Here is a 24,518-nt window from a genome sequence, read left to right on the forward strand (position 1 = left end):
AGCGACGAGGGGCGCGCTCAGAACACCCGGGTCAGAACACCTTCTTGGCGAAGGCGAGCGCACCCTGCTTCCAGGGCTGACCGCTGGTGCGCCCGCTCTTCGCGCTCTCGTGACCGGCCACCGCCTTCTGGGCGCGCCACCAGCGGAAGGTCTTCAGGATCGCGTCGCGGCTCGAGTGCCGCGGCGCGAAGCCGAGCACCCGCTGCGCGCGGTCCGTGCTCACGTAGGCGTCGCGGCTGAGCTTGTAGATCAGCCGCTTGTAGACCGGCGAGACCCGCAGGATCTCGAGCAGCCTGAGCGCCCCGATCGCCGGCCCGGTCGGGAGCGCGACGATGCGCTTGCCGTGGCCGGCCGCGTCGAGCACGGCCTGGAAGTCGTCGTGCACCGTCGTGAACTCGGTGGCCGCGATGTTGAAGGCGTCGTTCACCACCGCGTCGGGCAGCGTCATCGCCGCGAGCGTGGCGTCGACGAGGTCCTCGACGTCGAGCATCTGGCTGCGGAAGTGCCCGCCGCCGATGAGCGGGAAGTGGTGGCCCTCGTCCGCCCACTCGAACAGCATCGCGAAGATGCCCAGCCGATGAGGGCCGAGGAAGGTCTTCGGCCGCAGGATCGGCACGCACATGCCGTCTCGGCGATGGCCCTCGACGATCAGCTCGGCGTCGATCTTGGCGATGTTGTAGGGATCGACCCGCTCGCGCGGATAGGCCTCGGTCGTCGGCACCACGTCCGGCAGGCCGTAGACCGCCGAGGACGAGACGTGGATCACCCGGGCGATCCCCGCCTGCGCGCAGGCGGCCATCACCGTGCGCGTGCCGCCCACCGAGATCGAGCGGATGTCCGCGGGCCTGTAGCTCGGCAAGGCGGCCGCGCCGTGCACGACGACGTCGGCGCCGGCGATCGCCGCGCGCACGGTGTCCTCGTGGCGGATGTCGCCGATGATCTGCCGGCAATTCTTCATCTCCGGCATGGATGCGAGATCGAGGCTCGTCACGAGATGGCCGTCGGCGACGAGCCGCTCGATCAGGTTCCGGCCGAGGACGCCGGCGCCCCCGGTGATGGTCACGCGCATGGTCTCACCTGTTCGTGTTCGTGCGCCCGTGCGGGCGGGAGGCGATGCGGGGCGGGCGGCTCATCGCCGCTCCCCCAGGGGAACCGGCGCCGCGCGGTCCTCGCGCAGCATGGCGGCCTTGGAGAGGCGTGCGAGCAGCATCGCGTAGCGATCGATGCAGCCGTCCGCGCCGTAGAGGCCGCGCGCGAGCTCGGCGAGGCGCTCCTTCTCGGCCGCGGGGAAGGCGCGCATCTCGACGAGCGCGGCGGCGATCGCCGGCACGTCGCGCGGGCGCGTCAGGCGGCCGAAACCCGTCTGGAGGACGGGCACCCGCCCCCCGGCGAGATCCGAGCCGACCACGGGCAGCCCGCACATCATGGCCTCCGCCTGGACGATGCCGAAGGATTCCGCCACCGAGGTGAGCGCGAACGTGTCGAGCGAGGCATAGAGGTCGCGCGTTCCCGCCCGGTCGAGCGGACCGAGGAAGCGGACGCGGTCGTCTCCGTCGGCGAGCGCGCGCAGCTGCGCGATGTTGCTGCCGCCGGCCACCGTGTCGTGCTCGCCGGCGAGCAGCAGGCGATCCTCCGGCGCCGCCACCCGCCGGAAGGCCTGGATGAGGTACTCGATGCCCTTGTCGGGCACGATCCTGCCGAGGAAGCCGACGTGGTGGCCAGGCCCGTCGCGGAAGCGCGGCGTGCCCCCGCGCGGGTCGAGGCAGGGTGCGGGGATCGAGGACCACTCCCCCGAGGCGATCGCCGGCCACAGCACCGAGCCGCGCGCCTGGTCGTCGCTGTTGACGACCACGTGGTCGCTGCGGCGCATGGCGAGCTTCGCCGACAGGTTCACGCCGGCGATCTGGAGCCGGCTCGTGAGCGAGGGCGCGAGCCAGATGTCGATGTGGTAGGTCGAGACGATCGGGATGCGCGGCGCGAACGCCGTGATCGCGGCCGCCTCGAGCATCGGCAGGTGCAGGTTGAGCGTGCGCGAGCGCGCGGCGATGCGGCGCGCCAGCGGCACGAAGCCGGGGCTGATCGGCCCGCGCCCGATCTTGAACAGGATCGGCGCGCGGAACACCCGGACGCCGCGCACGAGCTCCTCCGTCGGCAGGCTCGGGTCGTGACGGGTCGTGACGACCGCCACCCGCCAGCCGCGGTCGGCGAGGCCCTCGGCGACGATGCGCGCGGTCTCGGTGAGGCCAGACACGTATGGGGCGTAGTAGTTCAGGACGACGGCGACGTCGAAATCGTCAGGCGTCATGGAGGGCTCCTTTCGGTTCGGGGGCGGGGCTCGCGCGGCCGAGCAGGAGCGCCGCCGCCCCGGTGCCGATGACGTCACCGGCGACGACCATGGCGCGGCTGAGAAGCGCGAGCGCCAGCGCGTCCGCCGGCTCGAGCCGGGCGGCGAGGATCGCGAGCAGCACGCCGTCGCGCACGCCGAAGGCGCCCGGCAGGACGGCGAAGACGATGCCCGCGATGGCCGAGAAGGCGTAGGCGGACACGAGGAAGGCGGCTCCCGCGTCGGAGGCGGCGCCCAGCACGGCGAGATGCGTCCCGCTGATCGTCCAGGCGAGCGCCATGATCGCGGTCGCGGCGGTGAAGGCGAGGGGTGGCGGCACGCCGATGCGCGCGAGCGTGCCGGGCAGGATCGGCCAGCGGCCGAGCGCGCAAGCGAGCCCGAGCCCCACGAGCGCGGCGAGGGCCGCGGCGGCGGTCCAGGCGACGGGCACGCCCTCGATCATCGCGGCGATCGCGGGGAGGCCCACGAGGGTGGCTGCGAGGCAGGCCGCGAGCGCCGTGCCGGCGAACACGCGCACGAGCAGCACCATGCCCGCGCGCTCGCCCTGCAGCAGCCGATGCTGGATCGCGAAGGCGAGCACGCCGCCCGGCGTGTACTTGCCGATGCCCGAGCGCAGGTAGACGAGGATGCCGCGCCGGGCCGTGACGCCCGGCAGGTCGCGCGACAGCAGGCGCTGCCAAGCCCAAGCGCCGGGCACGAGGCCGGCGAGGACGCTCCCCATCGCCAGCGCGATCGTCCCCGCGTCGAAGCCCGCGATCGCGTCGGCGATGTCGCCGCGGTGCTCGGCGAAGAACGTCGCGATCCAGACGAGCGCGACGATCGTCAGCGCCGTGCGCGCGACGAGGAGGCCCGTGCGCAGGCCGGGCAGCCGGCGCGCCGCGGAACGGATCGTCGCGCGCGCCCCGCTCACGACAGCGCCCCCCCGGCCTCGAGCGCGACCCAGCCGTCGAGCATGACGTCCCCCAGCATCGCGGCGACGACGAGGGCGGCTGCCCAGGCGGCGAGGACGACGTGGGTGACGCGGTCGCCGAGAAGGAGGCGCGTCGGGTTGCCGGTCCCCGTCCCCGCGAAGGCGAGGAGCAGGTAGCGCTGGAACAGGTAGATCACGAAGGGCAGGCTGACGAAGACCAGCGCCGGGCGGTTCACGGAGTCCAGCGTGTCGACGAGCACCGCGAGGCTCGCGGCGAAGCAGGCGATGCCGGCGACGAGGAGGTAGGCGTCGAGCAGCGGCTGCGAGTAGTGCGCCAGCACCGGACGATGCTCGGCGGAATCGTGGGCGCGCTGCAGCTCCGCCCGGCGCTTGCCGATCGTCAGCAGCAGGCTGCCGGCGAGCACGGTGGCGATCACCCACGGGTGGGGCACGAGGCCGAAGGCGACGTAGCCCGAAGCCGTGCGCAGCGCGAAGCCCGCCGCCACGATCAGCATCTCGACGATGGGCGTGTGCTTGAGCGCCAGGCTGTAAGCCAGATTGCAGACGAGGTAGAGGCCGACGATCATCCCGATGAGCGGCGGCAGGGCCACCGCGAGCGCGACCATGCAGGCGGCGAGCCCGGCGAGCATCCACAGCGCCGTCGCCGGCGCCACCGCACCCGACGCCAGCGGGCGCAGGCGCTTCTTCGGGTGCAGGCGGTCGCGCTCGATGTCGGCGAGGTCGTTGACGACGTAGACCGCCGACGAGGCGAGGACGAAGAGCGCGATGGTTCCCGCGAGCGTGACGAGCGTGGGCAGCGTCGCCTGACCGAGCATCAGGGCGGGCCCGATCGAGATCGCCACGAGCGACTTCGCCGCGTGCGTCGGCCTGAGCAGAGCGAGGTGGTCGCCGACGCGCCGGACCAGGTGGTCGACGGGATGGCGGACGGGGTGGAGGTCACGAATCATGCGCCTTGTGCTCCGATCCTGCGTCGGCGGGCGACGGAGGCGCGCCGTACGCGCACACCTCACCCACCGCGTGTTGTGCGGTGCGAAAGCCGAACGACGGCGGCGGACCGTCGACCGTCGTGCGACACGAACGAGACTCGCGCCCATGGGCGCTTCGTGGCACGGGCGGCGGCCCGCGCGCCGGACATGGCCGACCGGCTCCCCGGGGAGCCGGGGCGTCGCCGCGCCTCCGGCTTCCCGGAGCGGCGCGACTGCGACGCGAGGCGGCCACCACGGCCTTGATGTTGTTTTTCTACCAACGGGTTCGCGGCGCCCCACCGGTGGCGTCCGGTGCACGTGGAGCCGCGACGGAGGACATGGCCGCAGCGGACGCGGGGATGCGCCGCCGAACCGGACCATGCGTCCCGCACGCCCCACTACCACAACCCCTGGAGCGGTTCGTACGGTCCGGCAACCCGAGACGGCCCTCGCGGCCGCCCCGTCCAGTTGCCGATACGCCGCGATCTCCCCTTGCGTCGATGCTGCGATGCGGCAATGCTGAGGGGCAAAGACACGTTTGGATAGCGCGCACGGATGAGGGGGGCTTGTCGGAAATGAAAAACCTCAGCCTCGACGATCTGCTCGTCTTCATCGTGATCGCGGAGTGCGGGACGATCTCCGAGGCCGCCCGCAAGCTCGATTCGTCGCCCGCGACGTTGGGGCGGCGCATGGCGCAGCTCGAGGACGCGATCGGGCTGCGGCTCTTCCACCGTCATCGCAGCGGCTACGAGCTCACCCGCGACGGGCGCTGCGTGCTGAAGGAGTTGCAGCCGATGACACGCGGCTGGCAGGCCTTCGAGCGCTGGCTCGGCGGGCGCGCCTGCAAGCCGCGCGTCCGGCTGTGCGGCGACGCCTGGACGATGCGCTTCCTGGCTCAGCGCTTCGCCGAGCTCTCACGCAGCGAGGACCCGTTCGACGTGATGTTCCTCGCCAGCGAGGCGCGCATGAACATCGAGCAGCGCGAGATCGACATCGACGTGCGCGCCGCGCCGCCGACGGCCGCCAACCTCGCCAGCCGGCGTCTCGCCGCCGTGGCGCACGCCGCTTTCGTCCACCGGGACCGCGCGGGGGAGCGCGGCCTCCCCTGGATCGGCATCGAGCCCGACCACGTCGTGCCGCGCACCGGCGTGTGGGTGCTCGAGCGCCACGCCGCCGACATCGCCGCCTACGCGGCGAGCCCGCAGACGCTCCTCGACCTCGCGGTCGCCGGGGTCGGCATCGCCGTCCTGCCCTGCTTCGTCGGCGACGCCGTCCCGGCGCTGTGCCGCCTCGGCCCGGTGATCGACGAGCTCACCGAGGTCCAGCACATCGTCTTCCACAACGAGGCGCGCTACCACCCCCACATCCGCGCGGTGGGCGACCGGATCATCCACGTCGTGATGCAGAACGCGGACCTGTACGAGGGACGGCGCTGCGCGAGCGCGTGACGGGTCCGCGCCCTACCCCCGGACGAACACGCCCGGCAGCTCGCCCTCGGTGCTCTCGTCGAGCGGGGCGTAGCGACCGAGGCTGCCCGCGCGGGGGCGGCCCCGGCGGCGGGTCACCTCGCGCTCGAAGGCGACGTACGCGACGACCGTGCCGTTCTCGTCGCGAAGGGGTCGGACGTCGATCTCGCACAGGTACGGCTCGCCGCCGCGCCGGTGGTTGGTCACCACGCCGTGGAAGCTCCCCTCCTCCCGCAGCGCCCGGGAGAAGGCGGCGAGCGCCACGCGGCTCGTGCCGGGCCCCTGCAGCACGCGCGGGTCACGGCCGACGAGCTCGTCGGCCGTGTAGCCGGTGAGCGCGAGGAAGGCGCGGTTGGCGAAGCGGATCGTCGGGCCGGGCGGCGCGAGGTCTGGGCCGGTGACGAGCACCGCCGTGGAGAGCTTCTGGGACAGGATGGCGACGAGGTCTTCGGCGAGCATCGCGGGCCGGCTGGCTGGTGGTCGATCGAGCATATGCACGATGACCGCCGGCTTCCGCAACATGCCTTCTGAATGTCTAGCGAGCTTCCCTGGGCAAGCCGTTACGGCAGATCCGCTCGGGGCGGGCCCAGCGCCTCGTCGAAACCGCGCTTGATCACGCCGTGGCACTCGCAGGAGAAGCGCTGCAGCGCCGCACGGTCGCGGATCTGCATGTGTCCGCGCGCGTACACGATCGCGCCGGCTTCGGCGAAAGCGCTGCAGATCTCGCTGATCGTCGCCCGCCGGGCGCCCAGCGCCTCCGCCAGCGTCGACTGCTTGAGGAAGAGCGCGTCGCCCTCGATGCGGTCGTGCGCCTGGAGCAGCCAGCGTGCCGTGCGCTGCTCGATCGTGTGCACCGCGTTGCAGGCGGCGATCTGGAGCGCGGCGTCCTGCATCGCCTGGGAGAGCTTCATGTAGACGTTGCGCGCGTCGAAGTTCGTTCGGATCGCGGCGTCGAGCCGCACGAGCGGCACGAAGATCGCGGTGCCGGCGACCCGCACGACGTAGGCGCGAGTCGCGACCTGGCGCATCAGCAGGCTCGACGCGCCGATGGTGCTCTCGTTGCCGATCGTCCCCGATTCCGCCATGCGCCCATCGGCGAGCACGGTCATCTCGGAGACGACACCGGTCTCGACGAAGACGGAATGGGTGAAACGGTCGCCTACATCGTAGACGCTCTCGCCCACCTCGATGCGGTAACGCTGCGCGTGGGCGAAGATCGCGACGCGGGCACCCTCCGGGAGGGCCGCGAGGAGGCGGCTCCCGATCCTCGCAGGCGCTGCTGCCTCGTCTGCCACGGCACCTTCCCAGTCACCGGCGCGGGACGGCCGGCGCGGACGCATGCCGGAACGTAGCCCCCCGCCTCGTCGAACGTCAAGGAAGCGATGATGACGGGTTGCGGTCTTGTATGTACGCTACAGTAATTAAAAATTTGAACTCGCCAGCGCAAGCACCCTGGGAGAAATACATATGTTCGTCCAGATTCCGTGTTCCGCGGTCAGCTGATTCGCGGGCCGGATCGACACCCCACTGTTTCGCAGAGCGAATTAGACCGGCTATGCAGACACGCGTACTCGTCTACGGCTATCTAGGGACGTACATATTCACTTCACACTCTTTAAGGTTAAACATATACTTTCGAGAATAAATAAGGTGCAGAGAAATATTCTGGAATTAAGACCCAATAAACTAATCGCCCAGCATATTCCCCTCCGGCAGAAAGTGCGCTCGCGTACACGAAAAGGCCGCCGTGAGCGCTCTGCCACGCATCTTGGATCCGCGGGCCACGCCCGCTCCCACCAGCGTTTGCTCCCCCTTCCTTCGGAGACCAGCATGCTCGGGTTCCTCCCCAACCTCTCCCTGCGCGCGAAGATCGCGGGCGCCTTCGCGCTCGTGCTCGTCGCGCTCGGCGGCGTCGCCGCGAAGACCACCTGGGCGCTCTTCGAGGCCGGGAGCGACTTCCACACCTACGCCGAGGTCTCGCGCGTGTCGGCGAGCATCGCGGAGATGCAGGAGGAGATGCACGCCTCGCGCGTCTCCGCCGAGAGCTTCCTGCTCACCGGGGACGCCGCGCACGTCGCGCTCGTCGACGAGCACTTCGCGGCGGCGCGCGAGGCCTACCGGCGCGCCCAGGCGATCGTCGAGACCGACGAGCTGAGCGGGCTGATCCAGGGCCTCGAGGCCGGCCTCGTCGCCTATCAGGCGCACTTCGAGAGCGTGCGCGATGCGCCCCCGGGCGAGACGGAGGCCTACGCGCGGCTGCGCGATCTCGGCCGTGCCGCCATACCGCCGATGGCGCAGGCGGACGCCGCGCTCGACGAGATCCGCGAGCGCATCGGGCCGCAGATCGAGGCGGGGCTGTACGCCGCCGAGATGCTGGCCATCGTGGTAACGTCGATCGCCATCCTCGTGGGCATCGCGATCGCGATCCTGCTCGGGCGCGCCATCGCCCGGCCGATCTCGGGCATGACCGAGGCGATGCGCGCCATTGCCGGCGGCGACCTCTCGGCCGACATTCCCGGCCGCGGGCGTGGCGACGAGATCGGTGCCATGGCGGGCGCGCTCGGCGTCTTCCGCGACGCGCTCGCCGAGAATCGCGCCATGGAGGAGGCCGCGCGCGAGCGCGACGCCCAGGCGGCGGAGGAGAAGCGCCGGGCGAGCCGCGCCATGGCCGACGCCTTCGAGGCGAAGCTCGGCGGGCTCGTGCTTTCCCTGTCGGACGCCGCGACCGAGATGGAGGCGACTGCGCGGTCGATGTCGGCCACCGCGAAGACCACGAACGAGCAGTCCTCCGCCGTCGCCTCGGCGGCCGAGCAGACCTCCGCCAACGTCCAGGCGGTCGCCTCCGCCACCGAGGAGCTCGCGGCCTCCGCGGGCGAGATCGGCGGGCAGGTGTCGCAGTCGGCGGCGAGGTCCGCGAGCGCCGTCGAGGAGGCGCGGCGCACCAACGCGCTCGTGCAGGAGCTTTCCGACGCCGCCCGGCGGATCGGCGACGTCATCGGCATGATCAGCGAGATCGCCGGCCAGACCAACCTGCTCGCGCTGAACGCGACCATCGAGGCGGCGCGCGCCGGCGAGGCCGGCAAGGGCTTCGCGGTCGTCGCGGCGGAGGTGAAGTCGCTCGCCGACCAGACCGGCAAGGCGGCCGACGAAATCACCCAGCAGATCGCGCAGATCCAGACCACGACCGGCCGCGCCGTCGGCGCCATCGAGGGCATCGGCGCGATCATCGGCGAGATGAACCAGATCGCCACCGCCGTGGCATCCGCCGTCGAGGAGCAGCAGGCGGCGACCGGCGAGATCGCCCGCAACGTCAGCGAGGCGGCGCAGGGCACGGGGCACGTCACCGGCACGATCGTCCACGTGCGCGAGGCCGCCGCCCAGACCGGCAGCGCCTCGGCGCAGGTCCTCTCGGCGGCGAACCAGCTCTCGCGCGACGCCAACGTGCTGCGCGAGGAGCTGCGCGGCTTCCTCGACGGCATCCGCGCCGCGTGAGGATCCGACACGTGGAACGGGCCCGCGGCCGACGGCGCGCGGGCCCGCTCTCGTTTTCCCGCGCGGGCGAGGCGTCAGGCGCGGAAGAGGTCGCGCTCCACCCCCGCGGTCTCGAACAGCCAGTCGCGGCTCGCCTCGAGCTCGCCGCGCAGCCGGTCGAGGTCGTGGCCGAGGAGGCGCCCGCGCCACTTGCGCGGCACCCCCGCCACCAGCACCGTGTCGACGTTCGAGCGCTCCATCAGCGTGACCACGGCGCCGGGCACGTGGTTGAGCGGCGCGACGTTGATGGCGCGGGCGTCGAGGAGCACGATGTCGGCCTCCTTGCCCGGGGTGAGGGAGCCGGTCTTCCCATCGAGCTTGAGGCCGCGCGCGCCCTCGATCGTGGCGAAGCGGATCGCGTCGCGGGAGGTGAGGAGCGTCGGGTAGTCCTCTCCCGCCAGCGCCTTGGCGTTCGCGAACATGCGCTGGAGCGTCATGACGCTGCGCATCTGGGTGAACATGTCCGCCGTCATCGTGCACTCGACGTCGGTCGAGAGCGAGGGCTGCATGCCGAGATCGAGCGCGGTCTGGGTCGGCGGTGTGCCGTGGCGCATCTGCATCTCGATCGGCACGGAGAGGGAGACGTGCGCCCCCGCGTCCGCCGCCCAGCGCCAGCCGGCCTCGCTCATGCCGGTCATGTGGATGAAGATGTTGTCGTCGCCGAACATGCCCGCCGCGCCGAGCTCGTCGAAGGTCGGCTGCATGCCGAAGGTGCCCACGACGTGCAGCGCGATCGGCAGGCCGAGCTCGCGCCCGAGCGCCCAGGCGGCCTCCCAGCCGGGGATGTAGATCTCCCCGCCCATCACCATGCTGAGGAGCTGGTCGTCCGAGGCGAACCAGCGCTCCTTGATGCGCCGCGCGTCCTGCGGGTAGCGGGCGCGCTCGCCCCAGCCCTCGAAATAGCCGAAGACGGCGCGCCGGCCGGCGTCGCGCAGCGCCTCGATGGCGGCGTCCGAATGCTCGGGCGAATGATGGATCTGGCTCACGTCCATGACGGTGGTGACGCCGGCGTCGATCTGGGCGAGCGAGCCGTAGAGCTCGTTGATGTAGACGTCCTGCGGCCGGTATATCGGCGCGAACGTCTGCAGGACCGTGTCGTAGTAGTTGATGGCGTTCGCCGGTCGCGCGTCGTTGACGAGGATGCCGTCGGCGAGGAAGCTGCGCAGCGCCGTCTCGAACTGGTGGTGGTGCGTGTCGATGAAGCCCGGCATCACGATCATGCCCGACGCGTCGATCACGGCGGCGTCGGCGGCCTCGAGGCTCGGGCCGACCGCGACGATGCGCGCGCCCTCGAGGAGCACGTCGCCCGGCGCGAAGTCGCCGACGGTAGGGTCCATCGAGAGCACGTACCCGCCCTTGATCAGCACGCGGCGTCCGGCACCGCCCATGCCGTCCGGCGGACCGTCGGTCTCGGGCTGGGCGGCGGCGGGCGTCCCGGCGAGGCCGATGCCGGCGCCGGCGGCGACGGTGGTCACGAGAAGGTCGCGGCGCGTCGCGCCGACGGGCTCGGGGGAGGTCTCGGTGGCGCTCTCGGCGGCGGCGCGGGCGGCGGCCTCCTCGCACAGCTTGCACATGGCAGCGTCTCCTCTTTCTGCTGGCGGAGATTTTTTCGGTAAGCGAATACGAATGACGACCGTGCGCGGGGCGGATCGCCTGCGCTGGGACGGTCAGCGTCCCTTCAGGACGGAGGCGAGGACGGGGAAGCGCGCGGTCGCCTCGGCGAGCCGCGAGGCCGCCATGCGCAGCTCGGGCAGGCGCCCGGCGACGAGCTGGTCCGCCGTCACGAGGCCGCTGTAGCCCGACGAGTTGAGCGCGGCGATCGTCGCCCCGCCGTGGCGGATCGGCACCGCGAGCGCGGTGATGCCGTAGTCGAGCTGATCCACAGTCGTGGCGTAGCCGAGCTCGCGCACCTTGTAGACGAGGCGGCGCAGCTCCTCGCGGTTCGTCACCGTCTTCGAGGTCAGCGGCACCGGCCGCACGGTCTCGAAGTAGCGGTCGAGCTCCGGGTCCGGCAGGGCGGCGAGCAGCACGCGGCCGAGCGACGTCGCGTGCGCGGGATACCGCGCGCCCACCACCGCGCTCGCCCGGCGCGCCCGCTGCACGGAAAAATGTGCGACGTAGATGACGTCGTGCCCGTCGAGCGTCGCGACCGACGACGCGTCCCCGAACGTCTCCACCACGTGGCGCAGCTCCGGCAGCAGGATCTCGTCCATGCGCGCCGAGAAGTAGAAGGCGGAGCCCAGGCTCATGACCTTCGGCGTGAGGTGGAAGCGCTTGCCCGACTGCCCGACGTAACCCAGCGCCGCCAGCGTGATCAGGCTGCGCCGCGCCGCCGCCGGAGAGGTGCCGACGCGCTGGGCGACCTCGGAGAGCGTCATCTCGAGGTGGGTGCCGTCGAAGCACTCGAGCACGGCGAGGCCGCGCGCGAGGGCCTCGACGAACTCCGAGGGCCTCTCCTCCTCGTCGACGGGGACGCTCAGGGCGGTCATCTCCCTCAGCCCTCCGGCGCGAGCACGAAGTCGAAGACGAACTTCGCGTCCGGACGGCGCTCGAGATCGTAGTCGAACACGTCCGACTTCCTGACAGGTTCGACCTTGGCGATCAAGGATTTTCGCACACCGAAAACGGCGTCGTTGTCGAGATATTCCGTGTTCTCGAAGAACACTTCCGTCGTGATCGCGCGCATGCGCGCGGCGCGCACGATGAAGTGCACGTGCGCGGCGCGCCAGGCGTGGCGCTCGCCGGCGCGCAGGAGCCGGCCGACGGGGCCGTCGTAGGGCACCGTGTAGGGCTTCGGGAGCACGGTCGTGTAGTAGTACGCGCCGCTCTCGTCGGCGGTGAGCTTGCCGCGCAGGTCGTACTTGTCCTGGCCGCGCTCCTGCTCCTGGATCGGGTAGGTGCCCGAGGAATCCGCCTGCCAGGTGTCGACGACGGCGCCGGGCAGGGGATTGCCCAGCGTGTCGCGCACCTTGCCGTGGACCAGCACGCACACGCCCTCGCGCCCGCGGCCGAGATCGCCTCCGAGCCGCAGCTCCGGTGCGTCGTCGAGGTAGAACGGCCCGAGGTTCGAGCCCTCGGTCGCGCCGCCGCGTGTGTTGATCATGTCGACCAGCGCCGAAAAGCCGAGCACGTCCGAGAGCAGGATGAATTCGTGGCGCTCGGGCGTCGAGATCTTTCCGCAATCGTAGAGGAAGTTGAGGATCCCGATCCACTCGTCCTGGGTGAGGTTCACCTCGCGCGTGTAGTCGTGCAGGTGCTCGATGAACGTGTCCAGCAGGAACTTGAAGCGGGTTCCCTCCGGAGCCTTGAAGGAAGCCTTCACGGCCTCCGTCACCGTGTATTGATTGACGTCGCGCATCCGTCTCCTCCGCTCCCGAGCGTTCGTCACTCCCGCAGCGCAGCATAGCCTGCCGCGATTTTCCGGGTTGACCAGAGACTAGAACGCGCAATAATCTCCGACAAGAGAAAAAACTTTCGCTCAGCGAAAATAAGTGGAGCCAGCATGCGGATCGGGAAACAGGATCAGGCCTTCACGGCCATCGCCACGTCGGACGCGGCGAGCATCACCGTGCGCGGGCACGACCTCTGCGGCGAGCTGATCGGCCACATCGACTTCACCGATTACTTCTGGCTCCTCGTCACCGGCGCTCGGCCGACCCCCGCGCAGAAGGCGATGCTCGACGCCTGCCTCGTCTCCATCGCCGAGCACGGCCTGGTACCGAGCGTGCAGGCGGCGCGGATGACGCTCGCCGCCGCGCCGGAGGCCTGGCAGGGCGCCATGGCCGCGGGGCTGCTCGGCATGGGCAGCGTCGTCGCCGGCTCCTCGGAGGTCGCCGGACGCTACCTCGTCGAGATCGTCGAGGCCGCCGAGCAGGCCGGCTCGATCGAGGCCGCCGCGCGCGCCAGCGTCGAGGAGCTGAAGGCGAAGCGCCGCAAGGTGCCCGGCCTCGGTCATCCGCAGCACAATGCCGGCGATCCGCGCGCGGACCGGCTCCTCGCCATCGCCGACGAGCTCGGCGTCGCGGGTCCGCACGTCGGTGCGCTGCGGGCGCTCGGTCGCGTGGGGCCCGGCATCATGGACCGGCCGCTGCCGATCAACATCTCGGGCGCCATTCCCGCGGTGATACTCGACGCCGGCTGGCCGGTGGAAGCGCTGAAGGCGGTGCCGCTCCTGGCGCGCGCCGGCGGGCTCGCCGCGCATCTCCTCGAGGAGAGCCGCCGCTCGATCGGCTTCATCATGTCCCACGCGGCGGACCAGGCGATCTCCTACGACGGCGCGCCCGCGGGCGCCGCGGCATCGGGAGACGCCTGATGGTCAAGATCCTGCGCGACATCCGCGTCGTCGAGATGGGGACCTACATCACCGGGCCCGCCGCCGCGATGCAGCTCGGCGACCTGGGCGCCGACGTCGTCAAGGTCGAGCGCCCCGGCGAGGGCGACCCGTTCCGCGCCTTCAAGGGCGGGCTCTACTCGCCGCACTACCAGACCTACAACAGGAACAAGCGCTCGATCGCGCTCGACACCAAGAACCCGGACGACCTCGCGGTCTTCCACGAGCTCGTGCGCGGCGCCGACGTCTTCATCCAGAACTTCCGCCCCGGCGTCGCCGAGAAGCTGGGTGCGGGCGAGGCGGAGCTGCGCGCGCTCAACCCGCGCCTCGTCTACTGCGCCATCTCCGGCTTCGGCACGAGCGGGCCGGCGCGCGACCGCCCGGCCTACGACACCGTCGCCCAGGCCGCGAGCGGGTATCTGCGGCTCGTCACCCCGCCGACGAACCCGCGGGTCATCGGCCCGGCGATCGCCGACGCCGTCACGGGGCAATACGCCGCGCTCGGCATCCTGGCAGCGCTGGTGGAGCGCGCCGGGACGGGCGTCGGACGCCGGCTCGACGTCTCGATGCTCGAGGCGATGACGCACTTCAACCTCGACAGCTTCACGCACTATTTCAGCGTGGGCGAGATCATGGGCCCGCTGTCGCGCCCCGTCGTGTCGCAGTCCTACACGTTCGAATGCGCGGACGGGAAGTGGGTCGCGATCCACCTCTCCTCGCCGACCAAGTTCTGGAACGGCCTGCTCGAGGCCACGGGCCAGACGGCGCTCGCGGAGGACCCTCGCTTCGCCGAGCGGCTCGAGCGCATCCGCCATCAGGACGCGCTGATCGAGATCCTCACACCCGTCTTCAAGACCGCCACCCGCGACGACTGGTGCGCGCGGCTGCTCGCGGCCGAGGTGCCGCATTCGCCCGCCTACGACTCGAACGAGGCGCTGGAGGACCCGCAGGCGAAGCACCTCGCCCTCGCCGTCACCGCCGAGCATCCGCAGATGGGCACCTTCACCACCGTGCGCCCGCCCTACGGCTTCGACGGCGCCGTCGACCGCGACGTGCGCCCGCCGCCGACGCTGGACGAGCACGGCGCCGAGATCCGCGCGGAGGTCGCCGAGGCCGTCGCGCGCCGACGCACGGCCTGACCGCCAGGAGAGTGCCATGAGCGAGACGAAGGCCCCCGACGCACTCCCCGTCGCCGAGGTGAAGGCGGCGAGCGCGGCCATGCTGCAGATGCAGCTCTACGCCGTCACGACGATCCCGACGAACGGGCTCGGCCCCGTCCTCGCCGGGCTGGAGGAGCATCTCGCCTTCCAGGTCGCGCTGGAGCGCGAGGGCGTGCTCTTCGCTGCCGGTCCGCTCTGGAGCGACGACCAGACGGAGTGGCGGGGCGAGGGGCTCGTGATCCTGCGCGCCGAGAGCCGCGCCGCCGCGATCGCCATCGCCGAGCGCGATCCCATGCACGCCTCGGGCGCGCGCCGCTTCGCGGTGCGGCCCTGGATGATCAACGAAGGCTCGCTCGGCATCCGGCTGGACCTCTCCAGCCGGCGGCTGACGCTCACCTGAAGAACGAAAGAGGGAGGACACGCCAATGAGGAAGACCATCGCCGGCCTGGCGCTCGCCGGGACCATGCTCGCGCCGCTCGCGGCGCAGGCCCAGGAGACGATCGACCTGACCGTCGCCTCGAGCCACCCGACCACGATCCCCTGGATCGGCATGATCCAGACCCATTTCATGACGGAGGTCGACCGCATCCTCGCCGAGGCGGGCGACTACGAGATCGCCTGGAACGAGGCCTTCGGCGGCACGCTCTACAAGGCGAACGCGACGCTCACCTCGGTCGAGCAGGGCATCACCGACATCGGCTGGGTGTTCTCCTACCTCGAGGGCGCCAAGATGCCGCTCAGCCAGGTGACCGGCTACACGCCGTTCTCGACGAACGACGTGCCCGTCCAGCTCGAGACGATGATGGAGCTCTACGAGTCCGTTCCGGAGTTCCGCAACGAGTGGGAGCAGTACAACCTCGTCTTCCTCGGCGCGACCGGCGCCGACAGCTACGACCTCTACACCAAGCAGCCGATCGACAGCCTGGACGACCTCCAGGGCATGAAGATTTCCGCGCCGGGCGTGCTCGGCACCTGGCTGCGCGGAACGGGCGCCAACGCCGTCGACGGCGCGCTGACGACGTTCTACACGGACATCCAGACCGGCGTCTCCGACGGCGTGCTCTCGCTCGCCATGGGCGTCCTGCCCGCGAAGCTCTACGAGGTGGCGCCCTACATCACCCGCGTCGACATGGGCGTCGTGTTCTCCGGCGGCCTCGCCATCAACCGCGACACCTGGGACGGCCTGCCCGAGCCCGTGCAGCAGGCGCTGCTCGAGGCCGGGGACTTCTACTCGAAGGCGCATGCGCAGGACCTGATGGAGCGCCACGAGGTCGCGCTCCAGCGCATGGTCGAGATCGGCGCGACGCAGGACCCGCCGGTCACGCTGACGCCGATGGACCCGGCCGAGCGCCAGCGCTGGGTCGAGGCGCTGCCCGACCTCGCCGGCGAGTGGGCGCAGGCCGCCGAGGCGCGCGGGCTTCCGGGCCGCGCGTTCCTCACGGCCTACATGGAGGGCCTGCGCGCGCGTGGCGAGACGCCGGCGCGCGACTGGGACCGGGTCGAGTGAGCGCGGACGGCGGGCGCTCATGACCATGCACGCGACACGGCGCGCCTGGAACGCGCTCGTGGACGGGCTCGCCGCGGTGGGGACGCTCCTCATCGGCGTCCTGATGATCATCATCTGCAGCGACGTCGTCGCGCGCAACCTGCTCGGGGCCTCGCTCCCGCTCGTCTCCGAGCTCGGCGCGCTGACGCTGGTGATGATCGTCTACCTCCAGCTCGCGGCGGCGATCCGCCACGACCGGCTGGCCCGCACCGAGCTCGTGTTCGGCGCGCTCAGGGCGAGCCGGCCGCGGCTCGGCGCGGCGCTGTCCGCCGCGTTCGACCTCGTCGGCGCGGCGGCGCTCGCCGCGCTCGCCTGGTCGACGATCTCCATCCTGGAGCGCGACCTGCGCTCGGGGCAGTTCATCGGTGTCACCGGCGTGATGACGGCGCCCACCTGGCCGTTCCGGGTGCTGATCGTCCTCGGCCTCGCCGTCTCGGCGATCCAGTTCGCCATCCAGGTCGTGGAGGCGCTGCGCGCCGTCGCGGCGCCGCGCGAGGAGAGCGCGTCATGAGCGGGGTCGAGATCGGGACCGCCGCCATCGTGGCGCTGATCGGGCTGATCTGGATCGGCATGCCGATCGGGGTCGGCATGCTGCTCGTCTCCTTCGCCGGCGTCGCCGCGATCCGCAACGAGGGCGTGGCGCTGCGCATGGCGGGCGCCGTCGCCAACGACGCGCTGCGCGAGTACCTCTTCGCCGTCGTGCCGCTGTTCGTGCTGATGGGGCTGCTCGTCACGATCTCGGGCGTCGGCAAGGACACGTTCGACGTCTTCCAGCAGGCGCTGCGGCGCCTGCGCGCGGGGCTCGGCGTGGCGACCGTGTTCGCCAACGCCGTGTTCGCGGCGATCACCGGCGTGTCGATCGCCTCGGCCTCGGTCTTCAGCCGCGTCGCCGTGCCGGAGATGACCCGCCACGGCTATACCAAGACCTTCGCCACCGGCGTCGTCGCGGGCTCGTCCGTGCTCGGCATGCTGATCCCGCCGTCTCTGTTGATGATCGTCTACGCGGTGCTCGCGGAGGAATCGGTCGGGCGCATGTTCCTCGCCGGCATCCTGCCGGGCCTGCTGCTCGCGGGCGTGTTCTCCGTGACGATCTTCCTGCTCGCCACCTTCCGACCGGGCTTCGTCTTCTCCGGCGGCGCCGACACCGCCACCGACGAGCGCCTCGGCGCCGGGCGGATCGTCGCCAAGAGCGTGCCGATCGTCGTCCTCGTCGTCCTCGTGCTCGGCGGCCTCTACGGCGGCTTCCTCAACCCCACAGAGGCCGGCGCCGTGGGCGCGCTCGGCGCGCTCGTGATCGCGCTCGCGCGCCGCTCGCTCAGCCCGAGCGGTTTCTGGCGGCTCCTCGTCGAGACCGGGCAGATCACCGTCGCGGTGCTGTTCCTGATCATGGCGGCGACCTTCTTCAGCCGCATGCTGGCGATGTCGGGCCTGCCGGCGGCGCTCGCCGACGTGCTGCTGTCGGGGCCGCTCGGGCCTTACGGGTTCCTGATCGTCTTCCTCCTCGTGGTGATCCTGCTCGGCTGCATCATCGATTCGATCTCGATCATGCTCATCCTCCTGCCGATCGCGCTGCCGGTCGTGCAGGCGGCGGGGTTCGACCTCGTCTGGTTCGGCGTGCTGACCGTCGTCGCCGTCGAGATCGGCCTCCTCACCCCGCCCTTCGGGCTGTCGGTCTACACGATCAAGTCCGCCATGAACGATCCGGACCTGAGCGTGGGCGATATCTTCCGCGGCGCGCTGCCCTTCGTCGTCGCGATGGTCCTGACCCTCGGCGTCCTCATCGCCTTCCCCGCGATCGCCACCTGGCTCGCCTACCTGTGAGATCGACCCCCCATGCGTCTCCTCGGCCTCTCCGGCAGCCTCCGGCGCGCCTCTTCCTCCACCGCCTTCCTGGAGGCCCTGTTCGCGCGGCTCCCGGAGGGCGTCGAGCGGGCGCGCGCCGACATCCGGGCGCTGCCGCACTACGATGCGGACATCGACGGCGGGGCGCCGGTCGCGGGGCTGATCGAGGCGATCCGCACCGCCGACGGGCTCGTGATCGTCACGCCGGAGTACAATTATTCCATCCCCGGCGTGCTCAAGAACGCCATCGACTGGGCCTCGCGCCCGTCCTACCGCTCGGTCTTCGCCGGCAAGCCCGTCCTCGTTGCATCCGTCTCGGGCGGCGCGCTGGGGGGCGTGCGGGCGCAGGCGCATCTCAAGTACGTGCTCGACGGCATGCTCGCCGAGGTCTTCCCCCACCAGGAGATCGTCGTGCCCCACACCAACGCGAAGGTGACGGACGGCGTCTTCTCGGACGAAGCGACGCTCGCCTTCGCGCTCGGGGCGCTCGAGCGCTTCCGCCGCGGGTCGCGATCCAGCGGCGGCCCCGCCCCGCGGGGCTGAACCGCCGGAGCCCCGCGCGCCGTCAGCGGGTGCGCGTCACCTTGCTCAGGTGCGCCGGCGCGTCCGGATCGTGCCCGCGCCGACGGGCGACGGCCTCGATCACGCGGTAGAAGGCGGCGAGTCCGAGCAGCGGATCGAGCAGCGGCGTGCCGGTCGTCGCGGTGCGGAGCCCGGCGAAGGGCAGGCGGCCGGTCCCGATCACCAGCGGGCGGCCACCCTGCGCGGCGAGGGCATCCAGCGTCGCGAGGCTCGTCTCGCGGGCGGCGTCGTCCGGCACGAAGGCGAGGACGGGAAAACCCTCGCCGACGATCTGGCGGGGGCCGTGCTGGACCTCGGCGAGGGAGAGCGCCTCCGCGTGGAGCGCCGCCGTCTCCTTGGCCTTGAGCGCCGCCTCCCGAGCCACCGCGAAGCCCGGCCCGCGGCCTACGACGAAGAGCGATCGCGCATCCGCGAGCGCGTCGACGAGGGCGGCCGCGTCGCCCTCGCTCGTTTCGCCGGCCACCGCTTCCGCGAGCGCGTCGGGCAGGGCGTCGAGGCCCGCGCGCAGGCCGGCGTCGTCCGCCGCCTCGGCGACGAGCGCGGCGAGGAGCGCGGCCGAGGCGAGGCAGGTCTTGGTGGCGGCGACGCTGCGCTCCGGCCCCGCGTGGAGCGGGATCACCACGTCGGCGGCGGCGGCGAGCGGGGAGGCGGTCTCGTTGACGAGCGCCACCGTCAGCGCGCCGCCGGCGCGCGCGGCCTCCTGCAGCGCCAGGATGTCCGGGCTCGCGCCCGATTGCGACACCGAGACGTGCAAGGCCCCCTCGAGCCGCAGCCGCGCCCCGTAGGCGGACGCCACCGAGGGGCCGATCGAGGCGACGGGGATGCCGAGCGCGATCTCGCACAGGTACTCGAAGACGCCGGCCGCGTTGTCCGAGGAGCCCCGCGCCGCCGTGGTGATCACCGGCGGCGGCCGGACGGCGATGCGCCGGCCGAGCCGCGCCAGCGTATCGCGCTCGGCGGCGAGCGCGCGGGCGACGACGGCGGCCGCCTCCTTCGTCTCGCGCAGCATCAGGCTTTCCATCGCGTACCCTCCTCGGATCTCGCCCCGAGACGGGCGGCGCGGGCGTCGCGGTGCAGGATGACGACGATCAACGCCGCGCCCGCGACCATGGTCCAGCTCGGCCGCTCGCCGAAGACGACGAAGCCCGTCGCGGCGGCGAAGACGATCGAGAGATAGCCGACGGGCGCGAGCACGCTCGCCGGTGCGGCGCGGTAGGCGCGCAGGAAGCAATATTGCCCCGCCTGCGCCAGCAGCCCCGCGCACAGGATCGCAGGGACGTCGTCGGCCGCGACCGCGACCCAGGAGAACGCCGCGAAGGGGGCGGTGAGCACGGCGAGGCCGAGCGTGTAGAACACCATCATGACGGTCGGGCTCTCGGCACGCAGCGCCCGCGTCTGCACCGCCGCGAGCGATCCGAACAGGACGGAAGCCGCGGCCGCGAGGAGCCCGACGTTCCACACGGCCCCGCTCGGCGCGACCATGACGAGGACAGCCGCCAGCGCGGCCGCCGCGTGGAGCCAGCGCGTGCGCGCGACCCGCTCGCCGAGCAGCGCCACGGACAGCGCCATCGCCACCAGCGGGCGGGTGAAGCCGATCGCGGTGACGAGCGCGAGCGGCAGCGCGGCGAGCGCCGCGAAGTTGCCGGTGAGCGCGATCGCGTTGCAGGCGACACGCAGCACGTGCCGCCCCGCCCGACGCGTCCCGATCACCTCGGCCCGGTGCCGCCAGACCAGCGGCGCGATGGCGAGGAGCCCGATCACCGCGCGCAGGAAGACGAGCTGCACCGCCGGGTAGGTCACGCCCTGCGCCTTGACGATCGCCGCCATGACGGACACGAGCGTCATGTCGGCGAGGAGCCAGGCGATGCCCGCGCGGGTGTCGTCCGCGTCCTCCCGCGCGAGGCTCGGGATCGGTTCCGGCTTCGAGTCAGGCATGGCGTCACGCCGCCGGCTGGACGAGGTTCGCCATCAGCCGAAAGGCGCCGGGCACGAGCCGGTCGAGCTGGTGGTGCAGGACGAGGCTCGTGTGGGTGTGCCGCCCGCGCCCGATCCGCGCCGACACGAGCGCGCCGTCGAGCGGCGCCTCGCCGGGATCGCTCATGGCCAGCAGCGGCTCGTAGGCGTCGTCGCGCTCGGCGGCGAAGTAGAGCCCGCGCTCCTTGTCCCAGCCCTCCCAGTCGGCCTCGCCGATGCGGTTGGGGCCGGCGAGCAGCGGGTGCTCGGGGGCGAGCACCGTGACCGGCGCCGCCGGGTTCGTCACCCGCCAGCGCAGCGAGGGCGAACCGATGGCGAGCCGGCGCGGCGGGGTCGCCGCCGGGTCCCAGCCGTCGCTCGGGCGATGATAGAGCGTCACGAGATGCCCGCCGCGCTCCACGAACGCATGCAGCCGCGCCGTCGCGGCCGCGAGGTCCGGACGCAGCCCGAAGGCGAAGATACCGACCACGATCGTCGTGAACCGCGCGAGATCGCCCGCGAGGTCCGCCGCCGAGAGCGCGACGACGTCGAGCCCCATGCGCTCGAGCCAGGTGCCGACACGGTCCGCGCCGCCGCCGACATAGCCGACCCGGGCACCTTCGGGGAGCGTCAGGTCGACGGCGAGCAGCCGGAACTGAGCCGGCTCACGATAGGCCGTCGCGCCGACGTGCGGGTAGCGGATCGGGATCACGCGCCAGGCGGGGCCGGCCTCGCCGCGGGCGGGGAAGACGTGGAGGCCCGGCGCGAGCGCGCCCGTCGCCTCGACGCGCCAGCGCCCCTCCCCGCCGGACACGCGAAACCCGTCGGGCGCGTCGAGCGCGATCTCTGGGCCCTCGGCGGAGAGCGTCCAGGCCCGGCGCGGGTCGCCGAGCGGCGCGACGACGGCGTCCGGCGAGAGCGCTACGGAGGCGCCGGGCGCGATCGCGAAGGGCGCATCGAGATCGAGCCGCACCCGCACGAGGCGCCCGCCGATCGTCGCCTCGACGATGGGGACGAGCGGGCCGTTGCCGCCGAGGGCGTCCCAGGCGGGCGGATACAGCGGCGAGAGCGGCGCGTCGGCCGCGGCCGCGAGCGCGAAGCGAACGACGTCGTCGGCGGCCTCGTCGTGGCGAACGGCGTCGAGGCCCGGCGGCGTCTCCACCGTGACCGACGGCTCGGCGGCCGCACCGCGCTCGGCGATGCGCACGTGGAGCGTCCCGCCCTCCCCCGGCGCGAGGCGCGTCGGTCGGGCCTGCGCGCGGACGTCGAGGCCGCTGGCCTCGACGAGGGCGGCGTCGAGCGCATCGGCGGTACGGGCGAGGCGGTGGCCGTGGAGCGCGACGAACCCGGCGTCCGCCGCGGCTCCCGCGCGGTCGAGCGCATCCGCCGCCGCGGCGAGCGCCTCGCCGATCCGCCCGCGGTGCGGGAAGGCGGCGCGCGCCGCGTCCACCGCGTATTGAGCCGCGACGAGGTCGCGGGCGGCGGCGTCCGATCCGGCGAGCGGGGCGAGGTCGGCGAGCGTCGCCGGCAGGCCCTGGAGGAGATGCGTCTCGCGCCCGCCCCGGCCGCCGGGACCGTCGACGAGGTGGAGCGCGAAGGCGCGCCGGGGAGTCTCGCGCCAGGCGCCCATGCCCTGGCTCGCATGGTAGAAGCGGGAGTATTCCCCGATCCGGTCGTAGTCCGCGCCGCTGATCGGCTCGCGACCGGGGATGGCGATCGCGAGCGTCGCCTCGGGCGGGGGCGTCTCGTCGTCGTAGGTGTCCCCGCCGCCCGACCAGGCGGGGAGATAGGCCTTCCCGACGCGCCAGGGGGCGAGCCCCTCGAGCACGTGCTCCGGATAGGCGTCGCCGTCCGCGGCGAGCGGGATCGCGGCGAGCGCCGCGCGGGTCATGGCACGGTGGTGGCCGTGCTGGCCCGGCACATCGAGGAATGTGGGCAGCACGATGTCGGGGCGCCACTGTCGATACGCGCGCACCAGCCGCTCGACGATCCGCTCCTCGCCCCAGCGCGCGAGCGTGTCCTCGCCGTTCTTGGAGAAGCCGAAATCGTGGACCGGGTCGCCCGGCCCGTGGCCGAGCCAGAGGACATCGGCGTCGAGCGCGCGGGCTGCCTCCTCCATCTCGCGGGTGCGCAGCACGGCGAGCGCGCCGACGCGCTCGGGCCCGAGCGCGTTCTGCCCGCCCTCGCCGCGGGTCGAGCAGGCGACGGCGATGCGCATGCCGAGCCCGTAGCGCAGGAAGGCGAGGAGCCCGGACTGCTCGTCGTCGGGATGCGCGCCGGTGTTCATCAGCGACGCGACCGAGCCGAGCCGCGACAGGCGGCGGTGCAGGCGCAGGATCGCGGGATCGGCGCGGTCGCGCGCGAGGCGCTCGCGGGCGTCCGGTTCGTATGCGCTCGTCATGGCTGGAGGCGGCCTTCTTCCGGTGGGGGCGTGAGCGGAGGCGGCGTGCGCGCGGCGACGGGCGCGCCGGCGCTGGCGGTATCGAGCTTGGGCGTGAGCGTGTCGAAGACCGGCAGCGAGGCGGCGCCGAGCGCAGCGGTCAGCCGCCCGGTCTGGCCGCGCACGACCCGCGGCAGCGCCCGAGCCCGCCGGCTCGCCACCGACACCGGCAGCGGATCGAGCGCGGCGATGAGCGCATCGGTGAGGGCGTCGGGCAGCGCGCCGCCGACGACGATCGTCTCGGGGTCGAGGATGTTCTCCAGCGTGGCGATCATCGGCGCGAGATGCGCCGCCGCCTCGGCGATCCAGGCGGCGAGCGTCGGGTCGCCGGCGGCGTGGAGCCGCGCCAGCGCCGCCGGATCGGGCGCGGCGATCCCCGCCGCGGCGAGGCGCTCGCGCAGGGCCTGGAGCGAGGCGTACTGCTCGAGGCAGCCGCGCTGCCCGCACTGGCAGGGCCGCCCGCCCGGCGCCACGACCGCGTGGCCGATCTCGCCGGCGTTGCCGAAGGCGCCGCGGTAGGGCCGTCCTTCGTGCATGATGCCGAGCCCGAGGCCGGCGCCGAAATAGAGCTGGCAGAACGTCTGCAGGTGCCGGCCCGCGCCGAACAGCCGCTCGCCCACCGCGGCCGCGGTCGCGTCGTTCTCGACGACGACGACGCGCCCGATCGCCTCCGCGAGCGCCTTCGCCGGCGTGATCCCGTCCCAGCCGGACAGCGTGGTGGGCCCCACCGAGGACATGCCCTCGATCTCGAAGGGACCAGGCATCACCACGCCCACGCCCAGGATCGCGCTCTCGCCCGCCCCGTCGGCACCCGCGAGCGTCGCCTCGAGCGCCGCGATCTCGGCCGCGACGAGCGGTAGCACGACATCGGGAATGGTGTCGGCGAGCGGCGTCACCCGCTGCCCACGCAGGCCGCCGGCGAGGTCGAGGGCCACGGTGGTGACGTGGTCGGCGGCGATCTCGACGCCGATCGTCACCGGGCCGTCCGGGTTCACCGCGAACTGGATCGGCGGCTGGCCGCGGCCGCGGCGCAGGCGCCCGGCCTCGACGAGGAAGCGCTCGGCGACCAGCTCCTCGACGATGTTCGCCACCGCCTGCGGCGTCAGCCGCGCGAGCTCGGCGATGCGGGTGCGGCCGACCGGCCCGTGCACGCGCACGACGTCGAGCACGACCCGGCGATTGTGGCTGCGGTTGCGCTCGGGATTGCTGCCGATCGCCACCCGGTTCCCGCCCTGCGGCCTGCCTCTCATCGCGACGCTCCTCGCCCGCAGCATCCGTCACGCTATCCAATAACTCAAGTGGATTATTTTATTGACAGGAGCCGAGCCGGCTTGTGATCCTGTGAGACGAGCGGGCCCGCGGCCGCGCTCGGAACGAGGGAAAAGCCCGGCGGGCCCGTGCGGCCGAAGCCGGTCCACGTGGAGGAC

The 24,518-nt window shown here is 72.4% G+C and carries 22 protein-coding genes; 9 read left to right on the top strand and 13 right to left on the bottom strand.

The features are described from left to right. Window positions 1–31: 31 nt before the first annotated feature. From ACTZWW_RS12585 to ACTZWW_RS12600, 4 genes are read right to left on the bottom strand one after another with little or no spacing between them, the layout of a single operon-like run. Window positions 32–1,069, bottom strand: coding sequence for an NAD-dependent epimerase/dehydratase family protein (locus tag ACTZWW_RS12585; RefSeq protein WP_444781301.1), 1,038 nt, complete (start codon window positions 1,067–1,069; stop codon window positions 32–34). Window positions 1,070–1,129: 60 nt separating this feature from the next. Then, window positions 1,130–2,305: a glycosyltransferase family 4 protein gene (locus ACTZWW_RS12590; RefSeq protein WP_444781302.1), complete on the bottom strand. Its 1,176-nt coding sequence runs from the start codon at window positions 2,303–2,305 to the stop codon at window positions 1,130–1,132. Beyond that, the gene (locus ACTZWW_RS12595; protein ID WP_444781303.1) at window positions 2,295–3,254 is read right to left on the bottom strand and encodes a hypothetical protein; all 960 of its coding nucleotides are present in this window, start codon (window positions 3,252–3,254) and stop codon (window positions 2,295–2,297) included. Before ACTZWW_RS12595 ends, ACTZWW_RS12590 begins: the two co-directional genes overlap by 11 nt. After that, window positions 3,251–4,222 (bottom strand): UbiA prenyltransferase family protein, encoded by a 972-nt coding sequence (locus tag ACTZWW_RS12600; protein ID WP_444781304.1) that lies wholly within the window; start codon window positions 4,220–4,222, stop codon window positions 3,251–3,253. The genes ACTZWW_RS12595 and ACTZWW_RS12600 overlap by 4 nt, the downstream gene beginning before the upstream one ends. 593 nt (window positions 4,223–4,815) lie before the next feature. On the opposite strand from ACTZWW_RS12600, the gene ACTZWW_RS12605 reads away from it, so the two are divergent. Next, window positions 4,816–5,688 carry a LysR family transcriptional regulator gene (locus ACTZWW_RS12605; RefSeq protein ID WP_444781328.1) on the top strand — a complete coding sequence of 291 codons (873 nt, stop codon included), beginning with the start codon at window positions 4,816–4,818 and terminating at the stop codon, window positions 5,686–5,688. Window positions 5,689–5,700: 12 nt separating this feature from the next. Here the strand turns inward: ACTZWW_RS12605 and ACTZWW_RS12610 are convergent, their stop codons facing one another. Together ACTZWW_RS12610 and ACTZWW_RS12615 are read right to left on the bottom strand one after the other, a co-directional pair. Continuing rightward, entirely contained in the window at window positions 5,701–6,165 is a 465-nt protein-coding gene (locus ACTZWW_RS12610) for a PAS domain-containing protein (RefSeq protein ID WP_444781305.1), read from the bottom strand. A 101-nt stretch (window positions 6,166–6,266) separates the two neighbouring features. Beyond that, window positions 6,267–7,001, bottom strand: coding sequence for a Crp/Fnr family transcriptional regulator (locus tag ACTZWW_RS12615; protein ID WP_444781306.1), 735 nt, complete (start codon window positions 6,999–7,001; stop codon window positions 6,267–6,269). Between the two features lie 535 nt (window positions 7,002–7,536). Between ACTZWW_RS12615 and ACTZWW_RS12620 the strand changes: the two genes are divergently transcribed. After that, window positions 7,537–9,198 carry a methyl-accepting chemotaxis protein gene (locus ACTZWW_RS12620; RefSeq protein ID WP_444781307.1) on the top strand — a complete coding sequence of 554 codons (1,662 nt, stop codon included), beginning with the start codon at window positions 7,537–7,539 and terminating at the stop codon, window positions 9,196–9,198. Between the two features lie 74 nt (window positions 9,199–9,272). On the opposite strand, the gene ACTZWW_RS12625 is transcribed toward ACTZWW_RS12620, so the two are convergent. The 3 genes from ACTZWW_RS12625 to ACTZWW_RS12635 all read right to left on the bottom strand — a co-directional run bounded on the left by ACTZWW_RS12625 (window position 9,273) and on the right by ACTZWW_RS12635 (window position 12,595). Continuing rightward, on the bottom strand, window positions 9,273–10,811 hold the full coding sequence (locus ACTZWW_RS12625) for an amidohydrolase family protein (protein ID WP_444781308.1): 1,539 nt from the start codon (window positions 10,809–10,811) through the stop codon (window positions 9,273–9,275). Window positions 10,812–10,904: 93 nt separating this feature from the next. Further along, a complete protein-coding gene (locus tag ACTZWW_RS12630; RefSeq protein ID WP_444781309.1) occupies window positions 10,905–11,726 on the bottom strand; it encodes an IclR family transcriptional regulator domain-containing protein in 822 nt (273 codons plus the stop codon). Window positions 11,727–11,731: 5 nt separating this feature from the next. Next, window positions 11,732–12,595: a dioxygenase family protein gene (locus ACTZWW_RS12635; protein WP_444781310.1), complete on the bottom strand. Its 864-nt coding sequence runs from the start codon at window positions 12,593–12,595 to the stop codon at window positions 11,732–11,734. Window positions 12,596–12,739: 144 nt separating this feature from the next. Here ACTZWW_RS12635 and ACTZWW_RS12640 point away from each other — a divergent pair, with 144 nt between their 5' ends. The 7 genes from ACTZWW_RS12640 to ACTZWW_RS12670 are packed head-to-tail and all read left to right on the top strand — an operon-like array spanning window position 12,740 to window position 18,659. Continuing rightward, a complete protein-coding gene (locus ACTZWW_RS12640; RefSeq protein WP_444781311.1) occupies window positions 12,740–13,549 on the top strand; it encodes a citryl-CoA lyase in 810 nt (269 codons plus the stop codon). Then, window positions 13,549–14,706: a CaiB/BaiF CoA transferase family protein gene (locus tag ACTZWW_RS12645; RefSeq protein WP_444781312.1), complete on the top strand. Its 1,158-nt coding sequence runs from the start codon at window positions 13,549–13,551 to the stop codon at window positions 14,704–14,706. The genes ACTZWW_RS12640 and ACTZWW_RS12645 overlap by 1 nt, the downstream gene beginning before the upstream one ends. A gap of 16 nt (window positions 14,707–14,722) precedes the next feature. Continuing rightward, window positions 14,723–15,127 (top strand): YciI family protein, encoded by a 405-nt coding sequence (locus ACTZWW_RS12650; protein WP_444781313.1) that lies wholly within the window; start codon window positions 14,723–14,725, stop codon window positions 15,125–15,127. 25 nt (window positions 15,128–15,152) lie between these two features. Further along, a complete protein-coding gene (locus ACTZWW_RS12655; RefSeq protein ID WP_444781314.1) occupies window positions 15,153–16,235 on the top strand; it encodes a C4-dicarboxylate TRAP transporter substrate-binding protein in 1,083 nt (360 codons plus the stop codon). A gap of 19 nt (window positions 16,236–16,254) precedes the next feature. Further along, window positions 16,255–16,785 (top strand): TRAP transporter small permease subunit, encoded by a 531-nt coding sequence (locus ACTZWW_RS12660; protein WP_444781315.1) that lies wholly within the window; start codon window positions 16,255–16,257, stop codon window positions 16,783–16,785. Then, complete coding sequence (locus tag ACTZWW_RS12665; protein WP_444781316.1) at window positions 16,782–18,095, top strand: TRAP transporter large permease; 1,314 nt, start codon at window positions 16,782–16,784, stop codon at window positions 18,093–18,095. The genes ACTZWW_RS12660 and ACTZWW_RS12665 overlap by 4 nt, the downstream gene beginning before the upstream one ends. A 12-nt stretch (window positions 18,096–18,107) precedes the next feature. Then, on the top strand, window positions 18,108–18,659 hold the full coding sequence (locus tag ACTZWW_RS12670; protein ID WP_444781317.1) for an NADPH-dependent FMN reductase: 552 nt from the start codon (window positions 18,108–18,110) through the stop codon (window positions 18,657–18,659). 22 nt (window positions 18,660–18,681) lie between these two features. Here the strand turns inward: ACTZWW_RS12670 and ACTZWW_RS12675 are convergent, their stop codons facing one another. The 4 genes from ACTZWW_RS12675 to ACTZWW_RS12690 are packed head-to-tail and all read right to left on the bottom strand — an operon-like array spanning window position 18,682 to window position 24,341. Beyond that, window positions 18,682–19,719, bottom strand: a complete 1,038-nt coding sequence (locus tag ACTZWW_RS12675; protein ID WP_444781318.1) for an SIS domain-containing protein — start codon at window positions 19,717–19,719, stop codon at window positions 18,682–18,684. Continuing rightward, window positions 19,707–20,633: a DMT family transporter gene (locus tag ACTZWW_RS12680; RefSeq protein WP_444781319.1), complete on the bottom strand. Its 927-nt coding sequence runs from the start codon at window positions 20,631–20,633 to the stop codon at window positions 19,707–19,709. Before ACTZWW_RS12680 ends, ACTZWW_RS12675 begins: the two co-directional genes overlap by 13 nt. Window positions 20,634–20,637: 4 nt before the next feature. Then, complete coding sequence (locus ACTZWW_RS12685; protein WP_444781320.1) at window positions 20,638–23,052, bottom strand: PIG-L family deacetylase; 2,415 nt, start codon at window positions 23,050–23,052, stop codon at window positions 20,638–20,640. Further along, entirely contained in the window at window positions 23,049–24,341 is a 1,293-nt protein-coding gene (locus ACTZWW_RS12690) for an ROK family protein (protein ID WP_444781321.1), read from the bottom strand. The genes ACTZWW_RS12685 and ACTZWW_RS12690 overlap by 4 nt, the downstream gene beginning before the upstream one ends. Window positions 24,342–24,518 lie beyond the last annotated feature (177 nt).

It is taken from the genome of Salinarimonas sp. NSM (assembly GCF_052380005.1).
In the GTDB taxonomy this organism is placed as follows: domain Bacteria; phylum Pseudomonadota; class Alphaproteobacteria; order Rhizobiales; family Beijerinckiaceae; genus Salinarimonas.